General features: G+C 66.1%; 22 protein-coding genes. 8 read left to right on the plus strand and 14 right to left on the minus strand.

Features of this window, described 5'->3' with window-relative positions; genetic code table 11:
- Positions 1–29: 29 nt before the first annotated feature.
- Positions 30–1,181 carry a ferredoxin reductase gene (locus A5688_RS08195; RefSeq protein ID WP_067907731.1) on the plus strand — a complete coding sequence of 384 codons (1,152 nt, stop codon included), beginning with the start codon at positions 30–32 and terminating at the stop codon, positions 1,179–1,181.
- A gap of 97 nt (positions 1,182–1,278) precedes the next feature.
- Positions 1,279–2,565: a fatty acid desaturase family protein gene (locus tag A5688_RS08200; RefSeq protein WP_067833053.1), complete on the plus strand. Its 1,287-nt coding sequence runs from the start codon at positions 1,279–1,281 to the stop codon at positions 2,563–2,565.
- 28 nt (positions 2,566–2,593) lie between these two features.
- Here A5688_RS08200 and A5688_RS08205 read toward each other — a convergent pair whose 3' ends face one another.
- From A5688_RS08205 to A5688_RS08215, 3 genes are read right to left on the minus strand one after another with little or no spacing between them, the layout of a single operon-like run.
- Positions 2,594–3,358: an ANTAR domain-containing protein gene (locus A5688_RS08205; RefSeq protein ID WP_082951178.1), complete on the minus strand. Its 765-nt coding sequence runs from the start codon at positions 3,356–3,358 to the stop codon at positions 2,594–2,596.
- A gap of 45 nt (positions 3,359–3,403) precedes the next feature.
- A complete protein-coding gene (locus A5688_RS08210; RefSeq protein ID WP_067907600.1) occupies positions 3,404–4,279 on the minus strand; it encodes an ABC transporter substrate-binding protein in 876 nt (291 codons plus the stop codon).
- A gap of 52 nt (positions 4,280–4,331) precedes the next feature.
- Positions 4,332–5,075, minus strand: a complete 744-nt coding sequence (locus A5688_RS08215; RefSeq protein WP_207546624.1) for an SDR family NAD(P)-dependent oxidoreductase — start codon at positions 5,073–5,075, stop codon at positions 4,332–4,334.
- A 144-nt stretch (positions 5,076–5,219) separates the two neighbouring features.
- Between A5688_RS08215 and A5688_RS08220 the strand changes: the two genes are divergently transcribed.
- Positions 5,220–5,600, plus strand: coding sequence for a nuclear transport factor 2 family protein (locus A5688_RS08220; protein ID WP_067833063.1), 381 nt, complete (start codon positions 5,220–5,222; stop codon positions 5,598–5,600).
- An 18-nt stretch (positions 5,601–5,618) separates the two neighbouring features.
- Here A5688_RS08220 and A5688_RS08225 read toward each other — a convergent pair whose 3' ends face one another.
- The 3 genes from A5688_RS08225 to A5688_RS08235 all read right to left on the minus strand — a co-directional run bounded on the left by A5688_RS08225 (position 5,619) and on the right by A5688_RS08235 (position 7,737).
- On the minus strand, positions 5,619–6,443 hold the full coding sequence (locus A5688_RS08225) for a hypothetical protein (RefSeq protein ID WP_067907609.1): 825 nt from the start codon (positions 6,441–6,443) through the stop codon (positions 5,619–5,621).
- Entirely contained in the window at positions 6,440–7,048 is a 609-nt protein-coding gene (locus A5688_RS08230; protein WP_067907612.1) for a TetR/AcrR family transcriptional regulator, read from the minus strand. Before A5688_RS08230 ends, A5688_RS08225 begins: the two co-directional genes overlap by 4 nt.
- Positions 7,049–7,110: 62 nt before the next feature.
- Positions 7,111–7,737 carry a TetR/AcrR family transcriptional regulator gene (locus tag A5688_RS08235; protein ID WP_067907616.1) on the minus strand — a complete coding sequence of 209 codons (627 nt, stop codon included), beginning with the start codon at positions 7,735–7,737 and terminating at the stop codon, positions 7,111–7,113.
- Positions 7,738–7,855: 118 nt separating this feature from the next.
- On the opposite strand from A5688_RS08235, the gene A5688_RS08240 reads away from it, so the two are divergent.
- Both A5688_RS08240 and A5688_RS08245 read left to right on the plus strand, forming a co-directional pair.
- Positions 7,856–9,004 (plus strand): hypothetical protein, encoded by a 1,149-nt coding sequence (locus A5688_RS08240; protein WP_067907619.1) that lies wholly within the window; start codon positions 7,856–7,858, stop codon positions 9,002–9,004.
- Positions 9,001–9,909 (plus strand): metal-dependent hydrolase, encoded by a 909-nt coding sequence (locus tag A5688_RS08245; protein ID WP_067907623.1) that lies wholly within the window; start codon positions 9,001–9,003, stop codon positions 9,907–9,909. The genes A5688_RS08240 and A5688_RS08245 overlap by 4 nt, the downstream gene beginning before the upstream one ends.
- A 42-nt stretch (positions 9,910–9,951) precedes the next feature.
- Here the strand turns inward: A5688_RS08245 and A5688_RS08250 are convergent, their stop codons facing one another.
- Genes A5688_RS08250 through A5688_RS08260 form a run of 3 tightly spaced genes read right to left on the minus strand, consistent with a single transcriptional unit; the run spans position 9,952 to position 13,698 of the window.
- Positions 9,952–11,163 (minus strand): cytochrome P450, encoded by a 1,212-nt coding sequence (locus A5688_RS08250; RefSeq protein ID WP_067907626.1) that lies wholly within the window; start codon positions 11,161–11,163, stop codon positions 9,952–9,954.
- Positions 11,164–11,188: 25 nt separating this feature from the next.
- Positions 11,189–12,490: a DUF427 domain-containing protein gene (locus A5688_RS08255; RefSeq protein ID WP_067907629.1), complete on the minus strand. Its 1,302-nt coding sequence runs from the start codon at positions 12,488–12,490 to the stop codon at positions 11,189–11,191.
- The gene (locus tag A5688_RS08260) at positions 12,487–13,698 is read right to left on the minus strand and encodes a cytochrome P450 (protein ID WP_067907734.1); all 1,212 of its coding nucleotides are present in this window, start codon (positions 13,696–13,698) and stop codon (positions 12,487–12,489) included. The genes A5688_RS08255 and A5688_RS08260 overlap by 4 nt, the downstream gene beginning before the upstream one ends.
- A 166-nt stretch (positions 13,699–13,864) precedes the next feature.
- On the opposite strand from A5688_RS08260, the gene A5688_RS08265 reads away from it, so the two are divergent.
- Positions 13,865–14,464, plus strand: a complete 600-nt coding sequence (locus A5688_RS08265) for a TetR/AcrR family transcriptional regulator (protein ID WP_067907632.1) — start codon at positions 13,865–13,867, stop codon at positions 14,462–14,464.
- Positions 14,465–14,488: 24 nt separating this feature from the next.
- Here the strand turns inward: A5688_RS08265 and A5688_RS08270 are convergent, their stop codons facing one another.
- A complete protein-coding gene (locus A5688_RS08270) occupies positions 14,489–14,980 on the minus strand; it encodes a DUF302 domain-containing protein (RefSeq protein ID WP_067907636.1) in 492 nt (163 codons plus the stop codon).
- A gap of 4 nt (positions 14,981–14,984) precedes the next feature.
- Positions 14,985–16,166, minus strand: a complete 1,182-nt coding sequence (locus tag A5688_RS08275) for a thiolase family protein (RefSeq protein WP_067907642.1) — start codon at positions 16,164–16,166, stop codon at positions 14,985–14,987.
- Between the two features lie 97 nt (positions 16,167–16,263).
- On the opposite strand from A5688_RS08275, the gene A5688_RS08280 reads away from it, so the two are divergent.
- The gene (locus tag A5688_RS08280; protein ID WP_067907647.1) at positions 16,264–16,740 is read left to right on the plus strand and encodes a winged helix-turn-helix transcriptional regulator; all 477 of its coding nucleotides are present in this window, start codon (positions 16,264–16,266) and stop codon (positions 16,738–16,740) included.
- Here A5688_RS08280 and rsgA read toward each other — a convergent pair.
- Both rsgA and aroA read right to left on the minus strand, forming a co-directional pair.
- The gene (gene rsgA / locus A5688_RS08285) at positions 16,724–17,719 is read right to left on the minus strand and encodes a ribosome small subunit-dependent GTPase A (protein WP_067907649.1); all 996 of its coding nucleotides are present in this window, start codon (positions 17,717–17,719) and stop codon (positions 16,724–16,726) included. The genes A5688_RS08280 and rsgA overlap by 17 nt on opposite strands.
- Complete coding sequence (gene aroA / locus A5688_RS08290) at positions 17,716–19,023, minus strand: 3-phosphoshikimate 1-carboxyvinyltransferase (RefSeq protein ID WP_067833092.1); 1,308 nt, start codon at positions 19,021–19,023, stop codon at positions 17,716–17,718. Before aroA ends, rsgA begins: the two co-directional genes overlap by 4 nt.
- A 94-nt stretch (positions 19,024–19,117) precedes the next feature.
- On the opposite strand from aroA, the gene A5688_RS08295 reads away from it, so the two are divergent.
- Complete coding sequence (locus A5688_RS08295) at positions 19,118–19,894, plus strand: SOS response-associated peptidase (protein WP_067833095.1); 777 nt, start codon at positions 19,118–19,120, stop codon at positions 19,892–19,894.
- A gap of 15 nt (positions 19,895–19,909) precedes the next feature.
- On the opposite strand, the gene A5688_RS08300 is transcribed toward A5688_RS08295, so the two are convergent.
- Entirely contained in the window at positions 19,910–21,298 is a 1,389-nt protein-coding gene (locus tag A5688_RS08300) for an HNH endonuclease signature motif containing protein (RefSeq protein WP_067833098.1), read from the minus strand.
- Positions 21,299–21,313 lie beyond the last annotated feature (15 nt).

The following is a 21,313-nucleotide window of genomic DNA, read 5'->3' on the forward strand; positions in this document are numbered from 1 at the left end:
ATACGCCGCGTAGTGAGCAGGAGCTTCCCCTGGGCAGACGTAACCCATCCATCACGGGCAACGTCGTCGACACCACGCGACCTGTTGTCGCCGGCGCGGACCGGCACCCGGGCTGGCACGCGCTGCGCAAGCTCGCCGCGCGCATCACGACGCCGCTGTTGCCCGATGACTACCTGCATCTGGCCAATCCGCTGTGGTCGGCCCGCGAACTGCGGGGCCGGATCCTGCAGGTGCGCCGCGAGACGGAGGACTCCGCGACCCTGGTCATCAGACCGGGCTGGGGCTTTGACTTCGGCTACCAGCCGGGTCAGTACATCGGCATCGGACTGCTGATGGACGGGCGCTGGCGCTGGCGGTCGTATTCGCTCACGTCGAGCCCGGCCGAGACGTCCGGATCCGGCTCGGCGCGCACCGTGACCATCACTGTGAAAGCGATGCCCGAGGGGTTCCTGTCGTCGCACCTGGTGGCCGGTGTCGAGCCGGGCACCATCGTCCGGCTGGCCGCGCCCCAGGGCAACTTCGTGCTGCCCGATCCGGCGCCCGCGTCGATCCTGTTCCTCACCGCCGGCTCCGGCATCACGCCGGTGATGTCGATGCTGCGAACCTTGTTGCGGCGCAACCAAATCGATGACATCGTCCATCTGCACTCGGCGCCCACCGAGTCCGACGTGATGTTTCGTGGCGAGTTGGCCGCGCTGGGCGCCGAGCACCCCGGCTACCGGATGCGGCTTCGCGAAACGCGCACCCAGGGCCGGCTCGACCTTTCCCTGCTGGACGAGCAGGTGCCGGACTGGCGTGAACGCCAGACCTGGGCCTGCGGTCCTGAAGGCATGCTCGCCGAGGCCGAGCGGGTGTGGTCGGCCGCGGGTGCCGGGGAGCGCCTGCACCTGGAGCGGTTCGCGGTGTCCAAGGCCGCACCCACCGGTGCCGGCGGCTCGGTCACGTTCGCCCGCAGCGGACGCACCGTCACCGCCGATGCCGCGACGTCGTTGATGGATGCCGGCGAGGGCGCGGGGGTGCAGATGCCCTTCGGGTGCCGGATGGGGATCTGCCAGTCGTGCGTGGTCGGCCTGGTGGAGGGTCACGTGCGCGATCTGCGGACCGGTCAGGAGCATGATCCGGGGACCCGGGTGCAGACCTGTGTGTCCGCCGCTTCCGGCGATTGCGTGCTGGACATATAAAGGCTACTCATAGGTAACCTACGGCTTCGTAGGTTACGATAGCGTAGGTCTGGAACACGTTGAAGACCGACAAACGACCGTAGGGAGAAGAAGGACGATGGCGATCACCGACGTCGACGTATTCGCCCATCTGACGGACGCCGATATCGAAAACCTGGCCGTTGAGCTCGATGCCATCCGCCAGGACGTGGAAGACTCGCGCGGCGAGCGGGACGCCCGCTACATCCGCCGCACCATCGCGGCTCAGCGCGCCTTGGAGGTGACCGGCAGGCTGCTGCTGGCCGCCAGTTCGCGGCGCTCGGCCTGGTGGGCGGGGACGGCGACCCTGGGCGTGGCCAAGATCGTCGAGAACATGGAGATCGGCCACAACGTCATGCACGGCCAGTGGGACTGGATGAACGACCCGGAGATTCATTCCTCGACGTGGGAGTGGGACATGAGCGGGTCGTCCAAGCACTGGCGCTACACCCACAACTTCGTGCACCACAAGTACACCAACATCCTCGGGATGGACGACGACGTCGGCTACGGCCTGCTGCGCGTCACACGCGACCAGCGCTGGAAGCGCTTCAACATCTTCAACCTGGTGTACAACACCCTGCTCGCGCTGCTTTTCGAATGGGGGGTCGGCCTGCAGCATGTGGAACTCGGCAAGATCGCCAAGCGCCGCATGGACAACGACGACGCCCGGCAACGCGTGGACGAGTTCTTAGCCAAGGCCGGCCGTCAGGTGCTCAAGGACTATGTCGCGTTCCCGGCGTTGACCTCGTTGTCGCCCGGCGCCACCTACATGTCCACGTTGAAGGCCAACGCGCTCGCCAACGTGATTCGCAACGTGTGGGCGAACGCCGTGATCTTCTGCGGCCATTTCCCTGATGGCGCAGAGAAATTCACCAAAACCGACATGATCGGCGAGACCAAGGGGCAGTGGTATCTGCGTCAGATGCTGGGCAGCGCCAACTTCGAGGCCGGCCCGGCGCTGCGCTTCATGAGCGGCAACCTGTCCCACCAGATCGAGCACCACCTGTTCCCGGATCTGCCGAGCAATCGGTACGCCGAGATCGCGGTCCGGGTGCGTGAGGTGTGCGACAAGTACGACTTGCCTTACACCACAGGCTCATTCCTGTTCCAGTACGCCAAGACGTGGCGGACGCTGGCCAAGCTGTCGCTGCCGAACAAGTACCTGCGCGACGACGCCGACAACGCGCCGGAGACGCGCAGCGAGCGGATGTTCGCCGAACTCGAGCCCGGCTTCTTGGGCACGGATCCGGCCACCGGCCGCCGTCGCGGGCTCAAGTCCGCGATTGCCGCGGTGCGTGGTTGGCGGCGCGGGAAGCGCGCGGACGCTGCCGGCCGGGCCGGCAACGACGACCTGGCCGCCTAACCGCCCGTTGGCTTTTCGAGCGGGACCGTCATCTGCTGGGGTGGTCGATCCGGATCAGCTTGGCGGCCAGCTCGGCCAGCGGAGTGTTAGAGGTTTGCGACAACCTCACCAGCAGATCGAAGGCTGAGGCGGCATCGATGTCGAAACGTTCCATCAGCATGCCTTTGGCCTGGCCGATGATGTCGCGGGTTTCGAGAGCGCGCTGAAGTTGCCGGATCTCGTGGGCCATTGCCGACGCACCGTCCGGGCCCGCGCGGGCCTGCGCGGACAGCGCGGCCAGCACATGGAGTTGTTCGGCCCCGTCGAACGCTCGGCCACCCGCGTTGGTGAGCGACAGCGCCGATAGGGCTTGGTCGAATGACGTGATCTCGGCAACTTGGTGCAGCACGCCAATGGTCCCGTCGCCGTCGTGGACTGCAACGTTGCGGGCGGTCCACAGTTTCGGCAGGAAGACGCCGGGATTGTGCGGATCGGTGATGTCGTAACGCATGATCGGCATGACGTCGGTCCCATTGCGGCCCAGCGCGGACTCGACGGACGCCACCAGCAGCTCCAGGCCGCTGGCCTGCGGGTCGTCGGGATTCTCCGGGAAGACGTCGGCGACGAAGCCGCCGAGCATCTCGTCGCGCTTGCGCAGGGAGATCGTTTCGTAGGGTCCGTTCAGTCCGCGAATGCACAGGTCGCGGTCCAAAAACATCAGCGCGGAATTGTCGGACTTCGGCGCCAATGCCGCTGTGAGCGCATGGAAGCGGTGTTCGTCCAGCACTCGAGAGATTCGTCGGTTCGCTGGCATTCCTGTCGCGTACCCAGTCTGATCGCGACTATCGGCATTCTCCGGTTAAAGTGCGCCGGTGCCGCAGTCATAGAAGTTCATAGCATCTATCGGGGCGACGCCGAGTTCGCCGGCCACCGCGTCGATCGCCCGCTGCGCGATCTGCAGGTCAACCCGATAGTCGGGGGTGAAGTACGGGCCGACGTAGCGCTCGTAGTGCCGCTGCGCTTCATCGGGCGTTAGCCGGTCGAGAAACCAGTGGATGTAATCGACTGCACGGCTTGGCTGTTCGGCGAGAAATCGCAGTGCGCGCTGATTGGCCCGTAGCAGGGCCCGCAGCGCGGGGCTGTCCAGGGGGATGTGGGCGGGGTCCACGGCGACGCCCACGGTGGGGATCTGGAAGTGATCGCCGACCCAGGCCAGCAGGTGAAACCCCTCTTCGGTGGCGACCTGTTCGGGGGACAGGGTGCTGCCCACGTAGGCGGCGTCGATCGAGCCGTCGCGCAGCCGGCGCAGGTCCATCTGGTAGTCACCCGGATGCCGCACCACACAGCGCAGGTCGCGGTCGGGGTCCAGGCCGTGCTTACGCAGGACGATCCGGGCGAAGGTGCCCGGGGGGTTGTCGGCGGCGTGTACGGCCAGTCGCCGCCCGCGAAGATCCGCCATGGACTTCACCTCGGCGTTGCCCAGAAACCAGAACAGCGGGCGATCGGTGTTGACGCTCAACGCTTTCCAACCGATCCCGTCGTGAAGCCGCGACAGCAGGGCCCGGCCCAGGCCGATCACCGCGCCATGGCGCAGCCGCTCGGCTGTCCAGCCGATCCCGTCGTGGATGGCGACGTGGACACCCTCGTCCTGGAAATAGCCTTCCTGGTCGGCGACGTGGGCGACCAGCTCCTCGTGAATGCCACGCCCGACGTAGGCGAGATCGATCGTGTGCACGCCGCATCCCCTTTCCCGACGAACCGGTAGGCCCAGTGGCCGTAGCCGGATGTCAATCCATGGCGAGGCCGCCGTTGACCTCCAGGCAGTGACCGGTGATGAAACCGGAATCGTCGCCGGCCAGGAACGCCACCGTCTTGGCCACCTCCTCGGGGCTCACCAGCCGTCCCATGGGGTTTGTCGCCGCGAGCTGATGCACTTCCTCGGGTGTCAACAATGCGTTCGCCGTGGGATCGGCGACCGTGGCTGGCGACACGAGGTTGGCGGTGATCTGGTGCGGAGCCAGCTCGAGGGCGACGTACCGGACGAACTGGTCCATCGCCGCCTTGGCGGTGCCCACCGTGATCATGCCCTGCCGGGGCCGGCGGGACAGTACCGTGGTGAGATAGACCAGCCGGCCATAGCTTCGCGAAATCATGTCGGGGACAACGGCTTTGGTCACCAGGAAGGCTGCATGCAGTTCTCGGTCCAGTTTGCCGCCGAGCTGCTCCCAGCTCAGGTCGGCGAACGAGGTGACATCGTATGGAATCAATGCGTTGTGCACCAGTACGTCTACCGCGCCCCACTTTTCATTGGTTTCGTCGACCATTGCTGCGACATCGTCGGGTGCGGTGACATCGGCCCGGATCGCGATCGCCTCACCACCGGCGGCGGTGGCGGCCGCGACCACCTCGTCCGCCTCCTCGGCGCTGGACCGGTAGTTGACGACGACCCGAAATCCCTGCTCCGCCAGGACCATTGCGGTTGCCGCACCGATTCCGCGGCTGGCTCCGGTGATCACCGCGACACGACCCACGGGCATCACCTCCGACCGTGCTCACCACACCTGGCTGCACGCGCGAACGATACCCCCGCGATGCGCCCTGGTAAAGGTCGCAAGGGCTGCGCGCAGGCGTCTGATGGCGGAACATCAATGACATCCACTCGCGAGGGGACGGCCATGAATGATGACGATGTACGCAACGCTCTGCTGCGCCACTGGGCGGCTTCCGACACCAACGACTTTGCGACGGAACACGAAATATATCGCGTCGACGCTGTTCTCGAGTATCCGCAATCGGGCGAGCGAATCCGGGGCCGCGCCAACATCCAGGCGTCACGCGCCGCTCAGCCGAATGCCAAACGCTTCAACGTCCGACGCATGCTGGGTGGCGGTGACCTCTGGATCAGCGAACTCGTCCTGACCTATGACGGACAGCCGTTTTACACGGTCAGCGTCATGGAATTCGAGGGCGGGGAAGTGGTCCGCGAGACGCAGTACTTCGCCGATCCTTTCGAGCCTGGGCCGTCCCGGGCGCAGTGGGTTGAACGCATCGAATGAGGGGGTCCTTCGCCACCGTCAGGGGTGTGTGACGAGATAGGTTTCGTTGCCCAAGTCGGCGGTGAGTTCCTCGACGTCGAAGGGGCGGTCGAGCCGTGCGTGCAACTCCTTGGGATCGATCAGCAGGCTTATTTCCGCGGTCTGACGGGCCAAGAGCCTGCCGATGAACGGATAGATTCGGCGCATGATCGCCCGCTCGGCGGACGTGCAGCGCGACGCGCAGTAGCCGACGTGGCCGACTTCATCGGTGAGGATTTCTCTGTAGAGCAGTTCGATGCGTTCGGCGACCTGGGGTTCGTCGGCGAAAAGCCTTCTGCCGGCACGGCGTAATTCGTCGAACATGATGCAGCCCGCCATCTCTGCGGCCCCGACGAACATGAAGCCGAGCCGTTCGGGCAGGAACACGTTCGCTTTGACGAACTGGCGCAGCACGAAGGGCGGCGGGACGACTTGGAAGGTCAGATCGAACACGTCGAGCGCGTATGCCAGCAGCCGGGTGTGGTAGTGCTCTTCCAGTTCGACGTACACGCGCTCGGGCGGCACGCTTTCGTCACTGTTGCGTCCGTAGGTTTCACCCAGCCCCACGCCGAACCGCTCCGCTTGATTCAGCTTGGCGGTTGCCAGAAGGAAGAGCATCTTGCCGTCGAGGCCGGGTTCGGGTCGCCGGCGGCGCAGGTTGCGCAGGAAGGTGCTTCGGTCGGCGGGGTGGGCTGACCTGATGGGATTTGATTCGAGGTCGGTGAAGAACCGCTCCCGATTGGCCAATCGTCTGTTGAGCAGATCGGCGTCGCCGTCACGCCTTGCCAGGAAGTCGCGGTAGCCCTCGATACTGGTGCGATTCATCGTTTCTCCATTCCCTTGACGGTCGTTGTCACGTAACGGCGTAACAGCGCGGAATCGTGTGCCCCGGTCGCGAGCAGCGCGAAAAGCCCGGTGAGAAAGAACGTCGCGAGTTCGGCCGCGTCGACGGCGGAGTTGACCTGCCCTGCTTCTTGGGCTCGACCGATGATGTCCACCACGAATAGTCCGAGGGGGTGCTGCGCGAACTCGTCTTCGATCGGACGAGTTGAGGAGAAATGCAATCCGAGCATGTCCCGGAAAACCGCTTCGCCCAGACGGCGTTCGGCGCTGAGCACATGATGCACCAATTGCGAGAGGACCGACTCGAGATCGCCCGTGGCGTCGCCGAATTCACTGATGATCCTGGTCTCCTCGGCGCGCTCCACTTCGAGGAGAACGTGCTCCTTGGTCGGGAAGTGGAAATAGAACGTCCCGCGGGCCACACCCGCGTCCGCGACGATCGCGCTGACATCCGCGCCGGCCAGCCCGCGGCAGGAGATCTCGGCCAGTGCCGCGTCGAGCAAGCGCGCCCGGGTTTCCAGCCGGCGCATTTCGCGGACACCCCCGGCCGGCGACCCGGACGCGGACTGCGCGCGGGGTGACTTCATGGAGGCACCGTACGCTTGATGACTGACGGTCGTCAATGACGGGCGTCAGCGAAGCGTTGACGTCAGCCGAGGGCCCCGGCCGCCGAGTGTTGCGCCCAGTCCCTGATCGCCGGGGCCAGCCAGCGCCGCAGGTAGCCGCGGAGTTCGTCCTCGTCCCGTGGGGGATCGCTGGGGTTGGCCATGAACGAGTGCACGGCGCGCAGCGCCCATTCGACCAGCTCGTCCAAGGTCTGCGACGCCATCGGCGTTCGCTCCCAGTCGATCGACGTGTTCTCGACGAGAACCGACTGCCCGATGCGGCGCGCCGTCTCCGAGGTGACGCTGCGCAGCAGCGCGTGCGACGGCTCGTCCAGAAGGAGCTGCAGGTAGGGCTCGTCGGGCACCGCGGTGACCGTCAGGACGACCCCCTCGACGACGGCCTCGGCGACATCGTCGATCCCGCTCAAGCGTTCGGCCATGGTTTCCAAGAACTTTCGCGTGCCTTCAGTGGCCGCCGCCCGCAGCAACACCGTGGTGCTGGGGAAGTACCGGTACACCGTCTTCCTGCTGACGCCGAGTTCGACCGCGACGTCGGCGATGGTGGTCTGCCCGCCGCGGCGTCGCACGCAGCGGTCCGCCGCCGCCACGATCCGCGCGACGGCGTCCTCGTCGCTACTCGGCGGTTTTCCCTGCCATCCGTGGGTCCGCATGGCTGCAAATGTAATCGAGGCTGGACATTGGCGACACACTCTTGCTAGACATGTATCGTCAGCCTTTCGGTAAGCACGTATCCGCGTACGCACGCCACAACCCTGAGGACGCCCACGGATGAGCGGTCAATGTAGCGACGACATCGAACGCCTCGCCAACCGTCTGGGGTTCAGCTGCGAGCACACGTCGCCATGGATGACACTGCGGAACCCCTTGCACTTGGTGAATTGGACGTTGCCGGTGCTCGAACTGCTGGTCGTTGCGGGTGCGGCGCTGGCGCTCTGGTGGGCGATCCGCCGGCTGCGCCGCGACAGGGACCCCGCCAACATCGTGATCTGGTTTGCCACGGTCATCTACCTGCTCATCGTCGAGCCGCCCCTGTACTTTCCCACGGTCTTCGGCGTCGACGACTCCATCGGAGCGGTCTTCGCGCACAACGTCTTCACGGTCCAGTTCATGTATGACCGGCTGCCGATCTACATCGTCGCGCTGTACCCCGCGATGATGACGGTGGCCTACGAAGTGGTGCGCAGCCTGGGCGTGTTCCGGGACTGGGGCGCGGTCGTCGGCGCGGTATGTGTGGGGTTCGTGCACAACTGCTTCTACGAGATCTTCGACCAGTTGGGTCCGCAACTGCGCTGGTGGGCGTGGAACACCGACAACGCGATTAACCATCCGATGCTGGCCTCGGTGCCGATGAGCAGCGTCCTGCTTTTCGCCACCGTCGGGCCGGCCTGCGTCGCGTTGTTCGCGCAGCTGCTGGTGACCCGGCCGATCGAGCGCGGCCGGCGGTTGAGCCGAATCACCTTGATCGGCCGCACCTTCGGCGTGGCCGTGCTGGTGCCCGTCGGCCTGGTCGTCGCCAATCTCCCGATTCTGCTGGCCGGTGGCGGGCATCCGGACAGCGCACTGCGACGGACGCTGTACTTCGCCATTCTCGCTGCGTTCGCCGTGGTGGCGATCCCAATCCTGTTGCGGCAGTGGCGCAACTCCGCGTTCACGCCGAGCGCGCGCAATCCGTTCGTCGCAATCTTCGGGTCCGCGTTCCTGATCGTGCTCGGGGCGCTGTGGTTGTCGGCCATGCCCGCCTACCGGAACGCCTCGCACGGCGTCACGTCCGATGGAACGCCCACCGGCAACCTGATTTACGCGATGGTGTGCTTCCTGCTCGCCGCCGTGCTGACGATGTCGGTGACCATCCGCTCCGGCCGTCCCTCGGCGCTGGCCCGTCGGAAGCAACCGGTCCGGCACGAGGTAACGCCATGACCGGCCTCGAGATTCGGCGCATCCGTTTCGATCTCGACGGCGACGTGCCGTTCGTGTGGAACGCGGACAACCTCGCCTTCTCGACCTACATGAACATGGTCTCGATCATGGCGATCTGCTTCGAGAAGATGCTCGTGTCAGCGGTGCGAGAGGCCATGCCGCACATCACCGATGCCGCGGTCGCCGACGAGGCGGAAGCCTTCTTGCGGCAGGAGGCCCAACACGCCAACGCCCACCGCCAGCACCTGCGGGCGCTGATCCGGCGCCATCCCGGCCTGCAGGAGACGCTCGACGAGGCCGTCGCCTCCTATGACCACCTCACGGACACGACGCCGCTGAACTTCCGGTTGGCCTACATCGCGGACCTGGAAGCAACTTTCACGCCGTTCTTCAAAATGTTGCTCGACAACGAGGCCACGCTGTTTCGCCCCGGCGACGAACGAGTGGCATCGCTGCTGATGTGGCACTTCGTCGAAGAGGTCGAGCACCGCAGCTCGGCGCTCGTCGTGTACAACGCGGTCGTCGACGACAAGCTGTACCGCATGCGGGTGCTGCCCCGCGTCGTCAAACACCTGATGCAGGTCTCCACCAGCCTGTTCGACAGCATCGACGCCAACGTGCCACTGTCCGAACGCGGCGTGGACGCACGCGATTTCGCTCCGTTGCGCGGCCTTCTCGGCAAGGTCCGTGACCGCGGGTCGAGGCGCGACGAGCGGGCGAGGCCCGCGCTGCACACGGTGCCCTGGAGGCAAAAGCTGAGCACTACCGCCCGCGTGCTGATGAGCCAGACGCCCCTGCACGATCCCGCCAAAGAACCGCTCCCGAGGTTCGCCGACCTGTGGTTCCGGCGTTACTGCCGGGGTGACGACGTCTGCCACTGGTACTCCAGCCAACTCGCCACGTAGCTGACGACCGGATTCCCCTAACACGCACCAGGATCGACGGATCTATTTGATGATCCTTACCGGCAACGTCTTCCAGCCGACGACGTTCGCCATGTGAACCCGTTCGCACCTGTCGAAGTCGACTTCGTATCGGGGCATGAAATCGAGCAAACTGTCCAGCGCGATGGCGCTTTCCATCCGAGCCAGGGCGGCGCCGAGGCAACTGTGGATGCCGTATCCGAGCCCGAGATTCTGCGCCTCGGTGCGGTCTCGGTCGATGTCGAAAGTGTCGGCGTCAGTCCATGCCAGGTGGTCACGGTTGGCAGACCCTCCAATCAGAAACACGGGGGCGCCTTCGGGAATCGTATGCCCGTGCAGATGAACGTCTTTCGTGGCGACGCGCACGTTGTATTGCGCAGGTGCCTCGTACCGCAGCAATTCTTCGACCGCAGCGGGAATCCTGCTGCGATCGTCGAGCAGCTTCTGCCATTGGTGTGGGTGTTTGGCGAAGAGGTAGATCGCGCTGCCGACGAGCTTGGTCACGGTTTCGGCTCCCGCTCCGCCGAGCATCGTTGCGAATGCGGCGATTTCGATGTCATCGAGTCGAGTCTTCTCGCCGTCATCACGGACCAAATCGGCTTCGCACAGCTTGGTTAGCAGATCATCTCGGGGTTCGGCGCGGCGCTGCTCGATCAGCCCGTAGTAATACATCGCGGTGTCGACGGACGCCTGCGTGCCCTCCTCGGTCAGTTCGAGTTGCCCGATCTCGCGTGTCAAAGACAAGTCGACCCAGTGCCGCACCATCTGTGCGTCTTCCGCGGGCGCACCGAGCATGCTGGTGATGACTTCGACGGGAAACGGCGCGGCAAAGTCACCGACGGCGTCGAATCCGTCGGGGTCGACCCGGCTGAGATACTTGTCGATCTTCTCGGTGACCATGTGCTTCCGGGCTTGGATTGCTCTGGGCGTGAAGACTTTGTTGAGCAAGCTGCGCATGTCGCGATGGCTGGGGGGGTCCATCATGATGATCATTCGGGGGCCGGTGTCGACGGGTAGCCCGTTGCGGATCGAGGCGAGGTCCGTTCCGCGGGCCGACGAGTACGTCGCAGCGTCTTTGAACGCAGGCGCGACGTCCGCATGGCGGGTCAGTGCATAGAAGTCGAGGTCGGCGTTGAAGTAGACCGGCTGCTCATCGCGCATGCGCCGATAGGTCTCGTAGGCCCCGTTGAAGAAGTCCTCCGAGAACGGATCGAAGACGATGTCCGTAGTCGTCATTGCGCGCTCCAGTGCGTCCGTTGCCTCACATCGCGGTGCGGTCGTCGCGGCCCATCGCTGCCGGGGTGCGGTCGAAGGCGCGTGCCATGGCCTGCACCGTGTACGACGCTGCGAGGCGACCGTCGAGGGTGAACACCCGGCCGTCGCCTTGGATCAGTCCACGCCCCGACCAGAAGGCGTCGTTGCTGTACAGCAACCAGTCGCTGACATCGACGTCGTCGTGAAACGCGATGGTGCTCATCATGACTCCGGTCGACATCGTGTCGTGTGCCTGAGCTTCACCGAAACCGCGATGCGGTGACAGGCCCGCGGCAATGGTCCAGTGTGTGGTGGATTGGGCAAGAAGGGCAGCGTGCAAATACGACTCGTCAGGCGCGTCACGGAAGCGGACCCAGACATCGATGTTGGGCGGTCCGATGCGGTCCGGGTCGGGATCGTAGGCTCCGTTGACGATTCGTATCTCGCGTCCGGTGACTCCGAACCCCGTAAAGGCCTCCGCTGCGTCGGGTCCGGGTACGTCGGGCATCGGTGGTTGATCGCGAATCAGGTCGGGCACGCCGGAGTCGGCGAGCACTATCGCCGCGCAGCACAGCGCGCCATGTTGAGTGGCGTGAACTTGCGTCGTGGAAAACGTTCTGCCACGCCGAAGCACGTCGACGGCGAGATCCATGGGCGCATCGAAGGCAGCTGATTTCGTGAAGATGGCCGATACAGAGGTAACTCGTTGACGTGCAAGCGTCTTGGATACCGCGACGATGGACTCGGCGACAAGTTGGCCACCCTCAACAACGTTGCGCCAGGTGGGTCCGTGCGCGGGACCGACGAACCGGCCCTCGCCGACGGGCTCGACATCGATGACCCGCAACAGCTCAGCAGCGTCGCCCCATACCGGAAAAGAGGCCGGCACGCCCCGGCAGTCAGGCCACCGCTCGACGACTTCGATGCGAAAGTGCTTGTCATAGAAGGCCACGTAGCCCGCAATCCCCGCTACCTCGGGAAGCGGGGCGCGATACGTCCACGCGACGCCTTCGGAGTTGGGGGCACCTGCGAGGTTCCAAAATGTGGCGCGGCCCTTGAACGGGCATTCCGTCGTGCGGTCCGAGGGCGTGAACAGGTCCCAGCGGACATCCGACTCCGGGAAGTACAGTCGGTCGACGTGATCGGTCTCGGCCACTACCAGACAGCCGTTGCTTTCAGCGACGAGTATGTCGTCATGCCAGACCCGACCAGTTTGCTGACACGGTGTGATGTCGATCCGATAGTCCGGGTGGTCGGGCCAGGCCGATTCGACTTGATTGCCCGCGACGGGGCCTTTCCTGCGCGTCACGATCGCTTGCCGATGAGCGCGGGCATGGTTTCCCAGCCTCGAACGGTCGATGTGGTCGACATCCGCGCTGCCGAGAGGTCGACATCCCACTCGGGAAACCGTTTCAGGATCTCTTCGAGTGCGACACGCCCTTCCAGGCGCGCCAAGGCCGCACCGAGGCAGAAATGCGCGCCGACAGCGAAGGCGATGTGTGACCGGTTTTGGCGGTGAATGTTGAAACTCTCGGCATCGGAACCGAATTGGCGGTCGTCTCGGTTAGCCGAACTGATGAGGAGCGTCATCACGTTGCCGCTCGGCACCTGCTGGCCGTAGTACTCGACGTCGCGTGTGACGTAACGCGAGACGAAGGGAGCGGGTCCTTCGAAACGCAATAACTCCTCGACCGCTTGAGGGATTAGACCAGGATCGGCGGCGAGTTCCCGTCGTTGGTCAGGGTGCTCGGCGAGCACCTTCGCGGCCCATCCGATAAGCCGTGCGGTGGTCTCGTTGCCGGCGAGGGCGACCATGTTGACGTACATGAGCAGCTCGGCGCGCTCCAAGTGGCGAGTGACTCCGTGCTCGTCCTCGAACTGCACGTTGAGCAGTTCGGTGACGATGTCGTCGGAAGGATTGTCGGCTCGCCAGTCGATGTAGTCCGCCCACAGTTGACCGTCGTCGAATCCGGTGGCCGCGCTGGCCATGGGCTGACCCGCGTCGGTGGTCAGAATCGCGTTCGCGTGGTCGCGAGACCGCAGTTGATCCTCGTCGGGGAAGCCCAACAGCATGCCGATCACCCGCATCGGCAGTTCCGCGCCGAAGTCGGTGACGAAGTCGAATCCGCTGGCACCGACGAGCGGGTCGAGGCTGCGCACGCAGAACTCTCGAATCCGCGGCTCCAACGCGCTGATCTTGCGCGGCGTGAACATCCGCGACAACAGCCTTCGGTGGATGTCGTGTCGGGGCGGGTCCTCCGCGACGATAAGCCCGGACGGAATCTCCATGTCCGCCTTGATGAACTCCAAGATGTCACCGCGTGCGGAACTGAACGTCTTGTTATCGAAGAGAGCCTTCTCGACATCTGTGTACCGGCTCAGCGCGAAGAAGTCGTACTGCTCGTTGTAGTAGAGCGGCATGTCATCTCGTAATCGCCGGTACGCGGGGTAGGGGTCGGCGACGAGGTCGACGTCGTAAGGGTCGAAACGAATCTCACCAGTGGTGTTGCGGGACATCTCGTCGCTCCTCTGGCTGGCCGGCATGCGGAATCGTCGCTAACCGGTCTGCGGTCATAGTTTTAAGCGCCTGCTTAAATTTAAGCACATGCTTAACATGGAACCCGGGAGCCGGTCAACCCGATAACCTGACCTGTCAGTACTTACGAAGAATGCGAGTGCATGAATGGCATCGCCAAAACGGATCGCGTCGCCGAACGCGAAGACGCGCACCGTGATACTGGATGCAGCCGAGCAACTGATGTTCGAAGAAGGCTGGGCGGCCGTCACGGGCCGGCGCGTCGCTGAGAAGGCCGGCCTCGGCTCACAGCTCGTCCACTACCACTTCGGCACCATGGACGACCTCCTTCGAGCGGTTTTCCAACGCCAAGCCGAAAAAGGGTCCACGGCACATGCCGAAGCCCTCGAATCGCCTCAGCCGCTGTGGGCACTCTGGCGGATGATTCGGGACGCCCCCTTCAGCAAGTGGACCATCGAGGTCCTCGCCCTGGCGAACCATCGTCCGCAACTCGCAGCCGAACTACGCCACTACGCGCAGACGTTCCGCGCCGAGCAAGCCGAGATGGTCGCCGCGGTGTTGAAGAAGTATGACGTCGATGAAAAGAGCGTTCCGCCCATGGCGGTGGCATTCCTGATGACCGTGATTCCGCCGGTGCTTTTCATGGAAAACCAACTCGACATCACCGCAGGGCACGCTGAGATAGTCGGACTCGTCGAGCGATACCTTCGCGAAGTCGAAGGCGAACCCGCTACAGGCGCACGGTGATGGTGGGCCGCGTCTTGGCGGCATTCAGCGGCCGCCGGTCACCTTCTCGGCCAGCGCCGCCAGCTTCGCATCGAGTCCCTGTGCGGCGCTGAGCAACTCGGGATTCTTCTCGAAGACCATCAGCGACGACGGCTTGACGTAGGTCAGGCTGCTGCCGGCGCCCTCGTCGACGATCAGCAGCTCGACCGGGGCGAACAATCCGGCCTTGACGTCGTGGCGCAGCATCGTGATCGCGATCAGCGGGTTGCCGAGGATCACCCGCAGCGCCTTACGGTCGATGCCGGCCTTCGTGATCCACGCCCCGTGGTCGACGACGCCGAACAACATGAATCCGCTTGGCCCCACGATTGGTTCGATGCACTCTTGATATGACTTCCAGTCGCCGGGGGTCGCCGCAATGTCGTTGATCGGCACCGGTTGCTCGCCGATGTCGGCGAGCAACGCGGCGCGCAGTTCGTCGTAGCTCTTGGAGCTGTCGTAGCGCACCCGGACCCCGGTGAATTCGATTTCGGTCATCGGACTAGCCCAGCCGCTCGATGATGGTCGCGTTGGCCATGCCGCCGCCCTCGCACATCGTCTGCAGGCCGTACCGGCCGCCACGCTGCTCCAAGGCGTTGACCAGAGTAGTCATCAGGCGAGCGCCGCTGGCGCCCAAGGGATGTCCGATCGCGATCGCCCCGCCGTTGACGTTGGTCTTGGCCAGATCCGCCCCGGTGTCCTGCGCCCAGGCGAGCACGACGGGCGCGAACGCCTCGTTCACCTCGAACACGTCGATGTCGGCAAGCGTCAAACCCGCGCGCCGCAACACCTTCTCGGTGGCCGGGATGACGCCGGTCAGCATGTAGAGCGGGTCGGAGCCCACCACGGTGGTGGTGTGGATGCGGGCCAGCGGGCGCAGACCCAGCTTCCTGGCGACCTCGCTGGTGGTGATCAGCACCGCGGCGCTGCCGTCGGACAACGGTGACGAGTTGCCGGGCGTGATCTCCCAATTGATCTGCGGGAAGCGGGCGTTGGCCGCCTCGCTGTAGAACGCCGGCTGCAATCCGGCCAGTGTGTCGACCGTGGTGCCGGGGCGGATGATCTCGTCTGTGGCCAGCCCGGCGATCGCAATGAGTTCGTTGTCGAACAGGCCTTCCTTGGTGGCGCGGGCGGCCTTCTCGTGGCTGCCGGCCGAGAACTCGTCGAGCTGGGTGCGCGAGAAGTCCCACTTCGCGGCGATGAGTTCGGCGCTGATGCCCTGCGGCACCAGGCCGTCGGGGTAGCGGCGTGTCATGTCCTCGCCCATGGGGTTGCTGCCAGGTGACACCTGGGTGCCCATCGGCACGCGGCTCATGGACTCCACGCCGCCGGCGATCACCAGGTCGTAGGCGCCGGCGATCACACCCTGGGCGGCGAAGCTGATGGCCTGCTGGCTGCTGCCGCATTGACGGTCGATCGTGACTCCGGGAACGGACTCCGGGAAGCCCGCGCCCAGCAGGGCATTACGGGCGATGTTGGCCGCCTGGTCGCCGACCTGGGTGACGGCCCCGGCGATGACATCGTCGACCTGCGCCGGATCCACGCCGGTGCGCGCCACCAGCTCGCGCAGGCTGTGTGCCAGCAGATCGGCGGGCAACACGTCGTGCAGCGCGCCGCCGGCCTTGCCCTTGCCGATGGGGGTGCGGACGGCTCCGACGATGACGGCGTCGCGCAACTGATTCATGACTCCTCCTCGAGTCCCATGCGTCTAGGTATACATCGCTGTACCTAGGTAAACACCTCGGTATGCTTAAAGCAACCCAGGTGCGGAGGTGATTTAGATGACACTGCTGCAAGGACCGCTGGCCGACCGCGACGCGTGGTCGGCGGTGGGCGAGTGTGCGATCGAGAAGACGATGGCGGTGGTCGGTACCAAATCCGCGATGCTGATCATGCGCGAGGCGTATTACGGCACCACCCGATTCGACGACTTCGCCCGCCGGGTGGGCATCACCAAGGCCGCCACGTCGGCGCGACTGAGCGAGCTGGTCGAGCTGGGACTGCTACGGCGCCAGCCTTATCGGGAGCCCGGGCAGCGCAGCCGCGACGAGTACGTGCTCACCCAGGCCGGCATCGATTTCATGCCGGTGGTGTGGGCGCTGTTCGAGTGGGGACGCCACCACCTGCCGGGCCGCAACCGGCTGCGGCTGACCCACCTGGGCTGCGGCGCGGAGGCGAGCGTCGAAATCCGTTGCACCGAAGGACATCTGGTGCCGCCGGACGAGCTGGGCATGCGGTTGGCTAAGAAGTCTGGTTGAGCGCGCCCAGCAACCGTCGCGCCGCGGCGACCCGGCGCACGGCGGTACCGGTCAGCGTGTCCAGCGCGCACTCCGGGTCGGCCGGCGGGCCCATGTGCCCGCAGCCGCGCGGGCAATCCGCGATGGCCTCGGCCAGGTCCGAGAACGCCATCATGACGTCGTCGGGCCGGATGTGCGCGAGCCCGAACGACCGGATGCCCGGGGTGTCGATCACCCAGCCGGTGGTGCCCAGCGGCTCGGTCAACGGCAGCGCCACCGATTGCGTCGAGGTGTGCCGCCCCCTGCCGATGTCGGTCACGTCGCCCACGGCGCGGTCCGCGTCGGGTACCAGGCGGTTGACCAACGTGGACTTCCCGACGCCGGAATGCCCGAGCAGCACGGTGATCTTGCCCGCGAGCAGATCCGCCACGGCGAGCAGGGGATCGTCGCGGCCGGCGGCGACCACCGTCAGGTCCAGGTCGACGAACTGCTCCGCGAACGGCTCGGGCGGGGCGAGATCGGTCTTGGTCAGGCACAGGATCGGCGTGAGCCCGCCGGCGTAGGCGGCGATCAGCGTCCGGTCCACCAGTCCGGTCCGGGGCGGCGGGTCGGCCAGCGCCACCACGATCAGCAGTTGGTCGGCGTTGGCGACCACCACCCGTTCGGTCGGATCGGTGTCATCGGCGGTGCGCCGCAACACCGTTCGGCGCTCGCCGCGACGCACGATCCGGGCCAACGTATCCGGCCGCCCGGACAGATCGCCCACCACGTCGACGTCGTCGCCGACCACGATCGGGGTGCGGCCCAGTTCGCGGGCCCGCATGGCGGTGACCCGGCGATCGACGTCGCCGCCCAGCACGCACCCCCAGCGGCCGCGGTCGACACTGACCACCATCGCGGCCTGCGCGTCGGCGTGCTCGGGGCGGGTCTTGGTCCGCGGTCGCGAGCCCCGGCCGGAGCGGATCTTGACGTCGGATTCGTCGTAGTCGCCGGGCTTCACATGCGCTGCTCTTCCCCGGGCTCCAACATGCGCGCCCACAGCCGCGGGAAGTCCGGCAGCGTCTTGCCGGTGGAGCCGATGTCGTCGACCTCGACGCCGGTCACTCGCAGCCCGACGATCGCACCCGCCATCGCCATGCGGTGGTCGGCATACGCGTGCCAGACTCCGGGCCGCAGCGGCGTCGCGGTGATCTCCAGGCCGTCGGGGGTCTCGGTGCAATCCCCGCCGAGGCGGTTGATCTCGGTGCTCAGCGCCGCCAGCCGATCGGTCTCGTGGCCCCGCAGATGCGCGATGCCGGACAGGCGCGACACCGAACCCGGCGCCGCCAGCGCCGCCAGTGCGGCCACCGACGGCGTCAGCTCGCCGACCGCGCGCAGGTCGACATCGAATCCCGCGTAGTCCCCGGATCCGCGCGCCTCCAGGAATGAATCGCTTTGCGTAACATCGGCATTCAGCTTGCTCAATACGTTCAGGATGTGGTCCGCGGGCTGCACGCTGCTCGACGGCCAGCCGGTGATGCGGACCGCGCCGCCGGTGACCACCGCCGCCGCCAGGAAGGGAACGGCGTTTGTCAGGTCCGGCTCGACCGCCCAGTGCCGCGCGGCGACCGGCCCCGGCCGCACCGTCCAGCGGTTGGCGACCGAGTCGTCGACGTCGACCCCGGCCTGGCGCAGCATCACCACCGTCATGGCGATGTGCGGCGCCGACGGCAGCGTTGCCCCGATGTGTTGCACGGTCAGTCCCTCGGCGAAGGACGCCGCGCACAACAGCAGCCCCGACACGAACTGCGACGAGGCCGAGGCGTCGATGTCCACGGTTCCGCCGGTGACCGATCCGGTACCCAGCACCCGGAACGGGAGGCCGGAGCCGTCAATCCGCACGCCGAGCCCGCGCAGGGCGTCCAGCAGCGGAGCGATGGGCCGGGCCCGGGCCTGCTCGTCGCCGTCGAATTCGACCGTCGACTCGGCCAGCGCCGCCAACGGCGGAACGAACCGCAACACCGTGCCCGCCAGGCCGCAATCGACTTGGGCCGGCGAATCCGGGGCGACGTGGCCGCTGACCGTCAGCTCCGTCCCGTCACCGTCCCCGTCGTCGTCGATGCGCAGGCCCAGGGTGCGCAGCGCCCCGATCATCAGGTCGGTGTCGCGGCTGCGCAGCGCCCCGCTGATGCTCGGGGTGCCCTGGCCCTGGGCGGCCGCCAGCGCCGCCAGCACCAGGGCGCGGTTGGTCTGCGACTTCGAACCCGGAATGGTCACGGTCGCGCGCACCGGCTGAGATGCCACGGGGGCCGTCCATGTCGTCACCGGTCCATCATCGCCTGTCGCCGGTTTCTGCCACCAATGGGACTTTGTGGCTCTGCCACTGATTAGGACTCGGTGGCTCTGCCACTATGGACTTATGTGTGGACGGTTCGCGGTGACCACCGATCCGGCCCTGCTGGCCGAGAAGATCAAAGCGATCGACGAGACCACCGGCGCGGACGCGGGTTCGAACACCCCCACCTACGCCCCCAACTACAACGTGGCGCCGACGTCGACCATCGCGACCGTCGTCAGTCGGCATTCCGAGCCCGAGGACCAGCCGACGCGGCGGGTGCGGCTGATGCGCTGGGGTCTGGTGCCGCCGTGGGCCAAGGCCGGTTCCGACGGCGCGCCCGACACCAAGGGGCCGATGCTGATCAACGCCCGCGCGGACAAGGTCACCACCTCGCCCGCCTTCCGGACCAGCGCCAAGTCCAAGCGATGCCTGATCCCGATGGACGGCTACTACGAATGGCGGGTCAACTCCGACGACGCGGCCGGCAAGAAGACGCGCAAGACGCCGTTCTTCATGTACTCCGAAGACGGGGAACCGCTGTTCATGGCGGGCCTGTGGTCGGTCTGGAAACCAGCTAAGGACGCCTCGCCGCTGCTGAGCTGCACGATCATCACCACCGATGCGCCGGGGGAGCTCGCCGAGATTCACGATCGGATGCCGCTCGTGCTGCCCGAACGCGACTGGGACCGGTGGCTCGACCCGGACGCCGCGATCGACGAGGACCTGCTGGCCCGCACGCCCGACGTACACGCGATCCGTATGCGCGAGGTGTCGACGTTGGTCAACAACGTCCGCAACAACGGGCCGCAACTGCTCGAGCCGGCCGAGCCGCAGCCCGAGCAGACGACGCTGCTCTAGGGGCTGCTCTAGCTGCTACGCCGCCTCATCGTCGTCTCCGCCGTCGTCTTCGTCGCGAAGAAGCTTCTCGGGATGATGGAAGGTATTGATGCGCGGCTGGCCGCGGTCCAGGTGTGGCGGCGGTATCCATTCGGTGTCGCCGCGGGCGTTTTTCCGCGTACTCCAGCCGCCGGGCTGCAGCAGGCGGTGTTGCGGTCCGCAGGCGAAGGTCAGGTCATCCACGTCGGTGGTGCGACACTTGGCGTAGTCGGTGACGTGGTGGACCTCGCAGTAGTAGCCGGGCACGGTGCAGCCCGGGGCCGAACACCCGCGATCCTTGGCGTACAACACAATTCGCTGCCCGGGTGAGGCGAGCCGCTTGGTGTGATACAGCGCCAGGGCCTTGCCCTTGTCGAAGATCGCCAGATAGTGCCGGGCGTGACGGGCCAGGCGGATGACGTCGCTCATCGGGAGGATGGTGCCGCCGCCGGTCAATGCGCGGCCGGCCGCGGCTTCCAGTTCTGCCAAGGTGGTGCTGACGATGATGGAGGCCGGCAGTCCGTTGTGCGAGCCCAGCTCGCCGGAGGCAAGCACCGCGCGCAGCGCGGCGTTGAGCGCGTCATGATTGCGCTGGCCGGCCGATCGCGAGTCGCGGTCGATGGCGTCCTGGGTGGGCGCGCCGTCGACTACGGGGACCTGATCGTCGGGGTTGCACATGCCGGGGGCGCCCAGCTTGGCCAGCACGGCTTCCAAGGTGGCGCGAAGCTCCGGCGTCAGCCAGCCGCGCAGCTCCGACATCCCGTCGGCTTGCTGGTTGCCAAGCGTGAGACCGCGACGGCGGGCCCGGTCCTCGTCGCGGTATGTCCCGTCAGGATTGAGGCAATCGGCCAGCGTGTCGGCCAGCCGGGCCAGCTGTTCGGGACGGTATCGGGTGCCCTCGATGGCCAGCCGGGCTTCGACTTGCTCGCGGGTGCCGTGGTCGATCCAGCCGGGCAGCTGATGCCAGAAGCGGCGGATCACGGCCACCTGCCCGGCGCCCAGATTGCCCTCGCGCTGCCCCGCCGCGGTGCCGGCCAGCGCCGGTGCGATGGGCTCGCCGGTCAACCCGTGACGCGGTCCCAGGTCGGCGGCTTCCTTGATGCGCCGCGAGGCCTCCGCGCGGCTGATCAACGTCGATTCGGCGATCGCGTGGGACAGCTTGCCGCCCAATTCCGCTGGGGTGGCCTGTCGGGCAACGTGATTGATCAGCTTATGCTCGGCGACCGGCAGCCGTCGGCGGACCTTTTCGCAGCGCCCCAAGAGCGCCAGGCATTCTCGGGGTGTCAACGCGTCGAAACTCAGATCCCCTACGCCGTCGAGTGCGTCATCGAGCGCGTCGAAGGCCTCAGTGATCGCGTCCCGATCGATGATGCCGTCCGAACTCATACCCCGAAACTATCG

It is taken from the genome of Mycobacterium mantenii, assembly GCF_001667865.1.
GTDB lineage: Bacteria > Actinomycetota > Actinomycetes > Mycobacteriales > Mycobacteriaceae > Mycobacterium > Mycobacterium mantenii_A.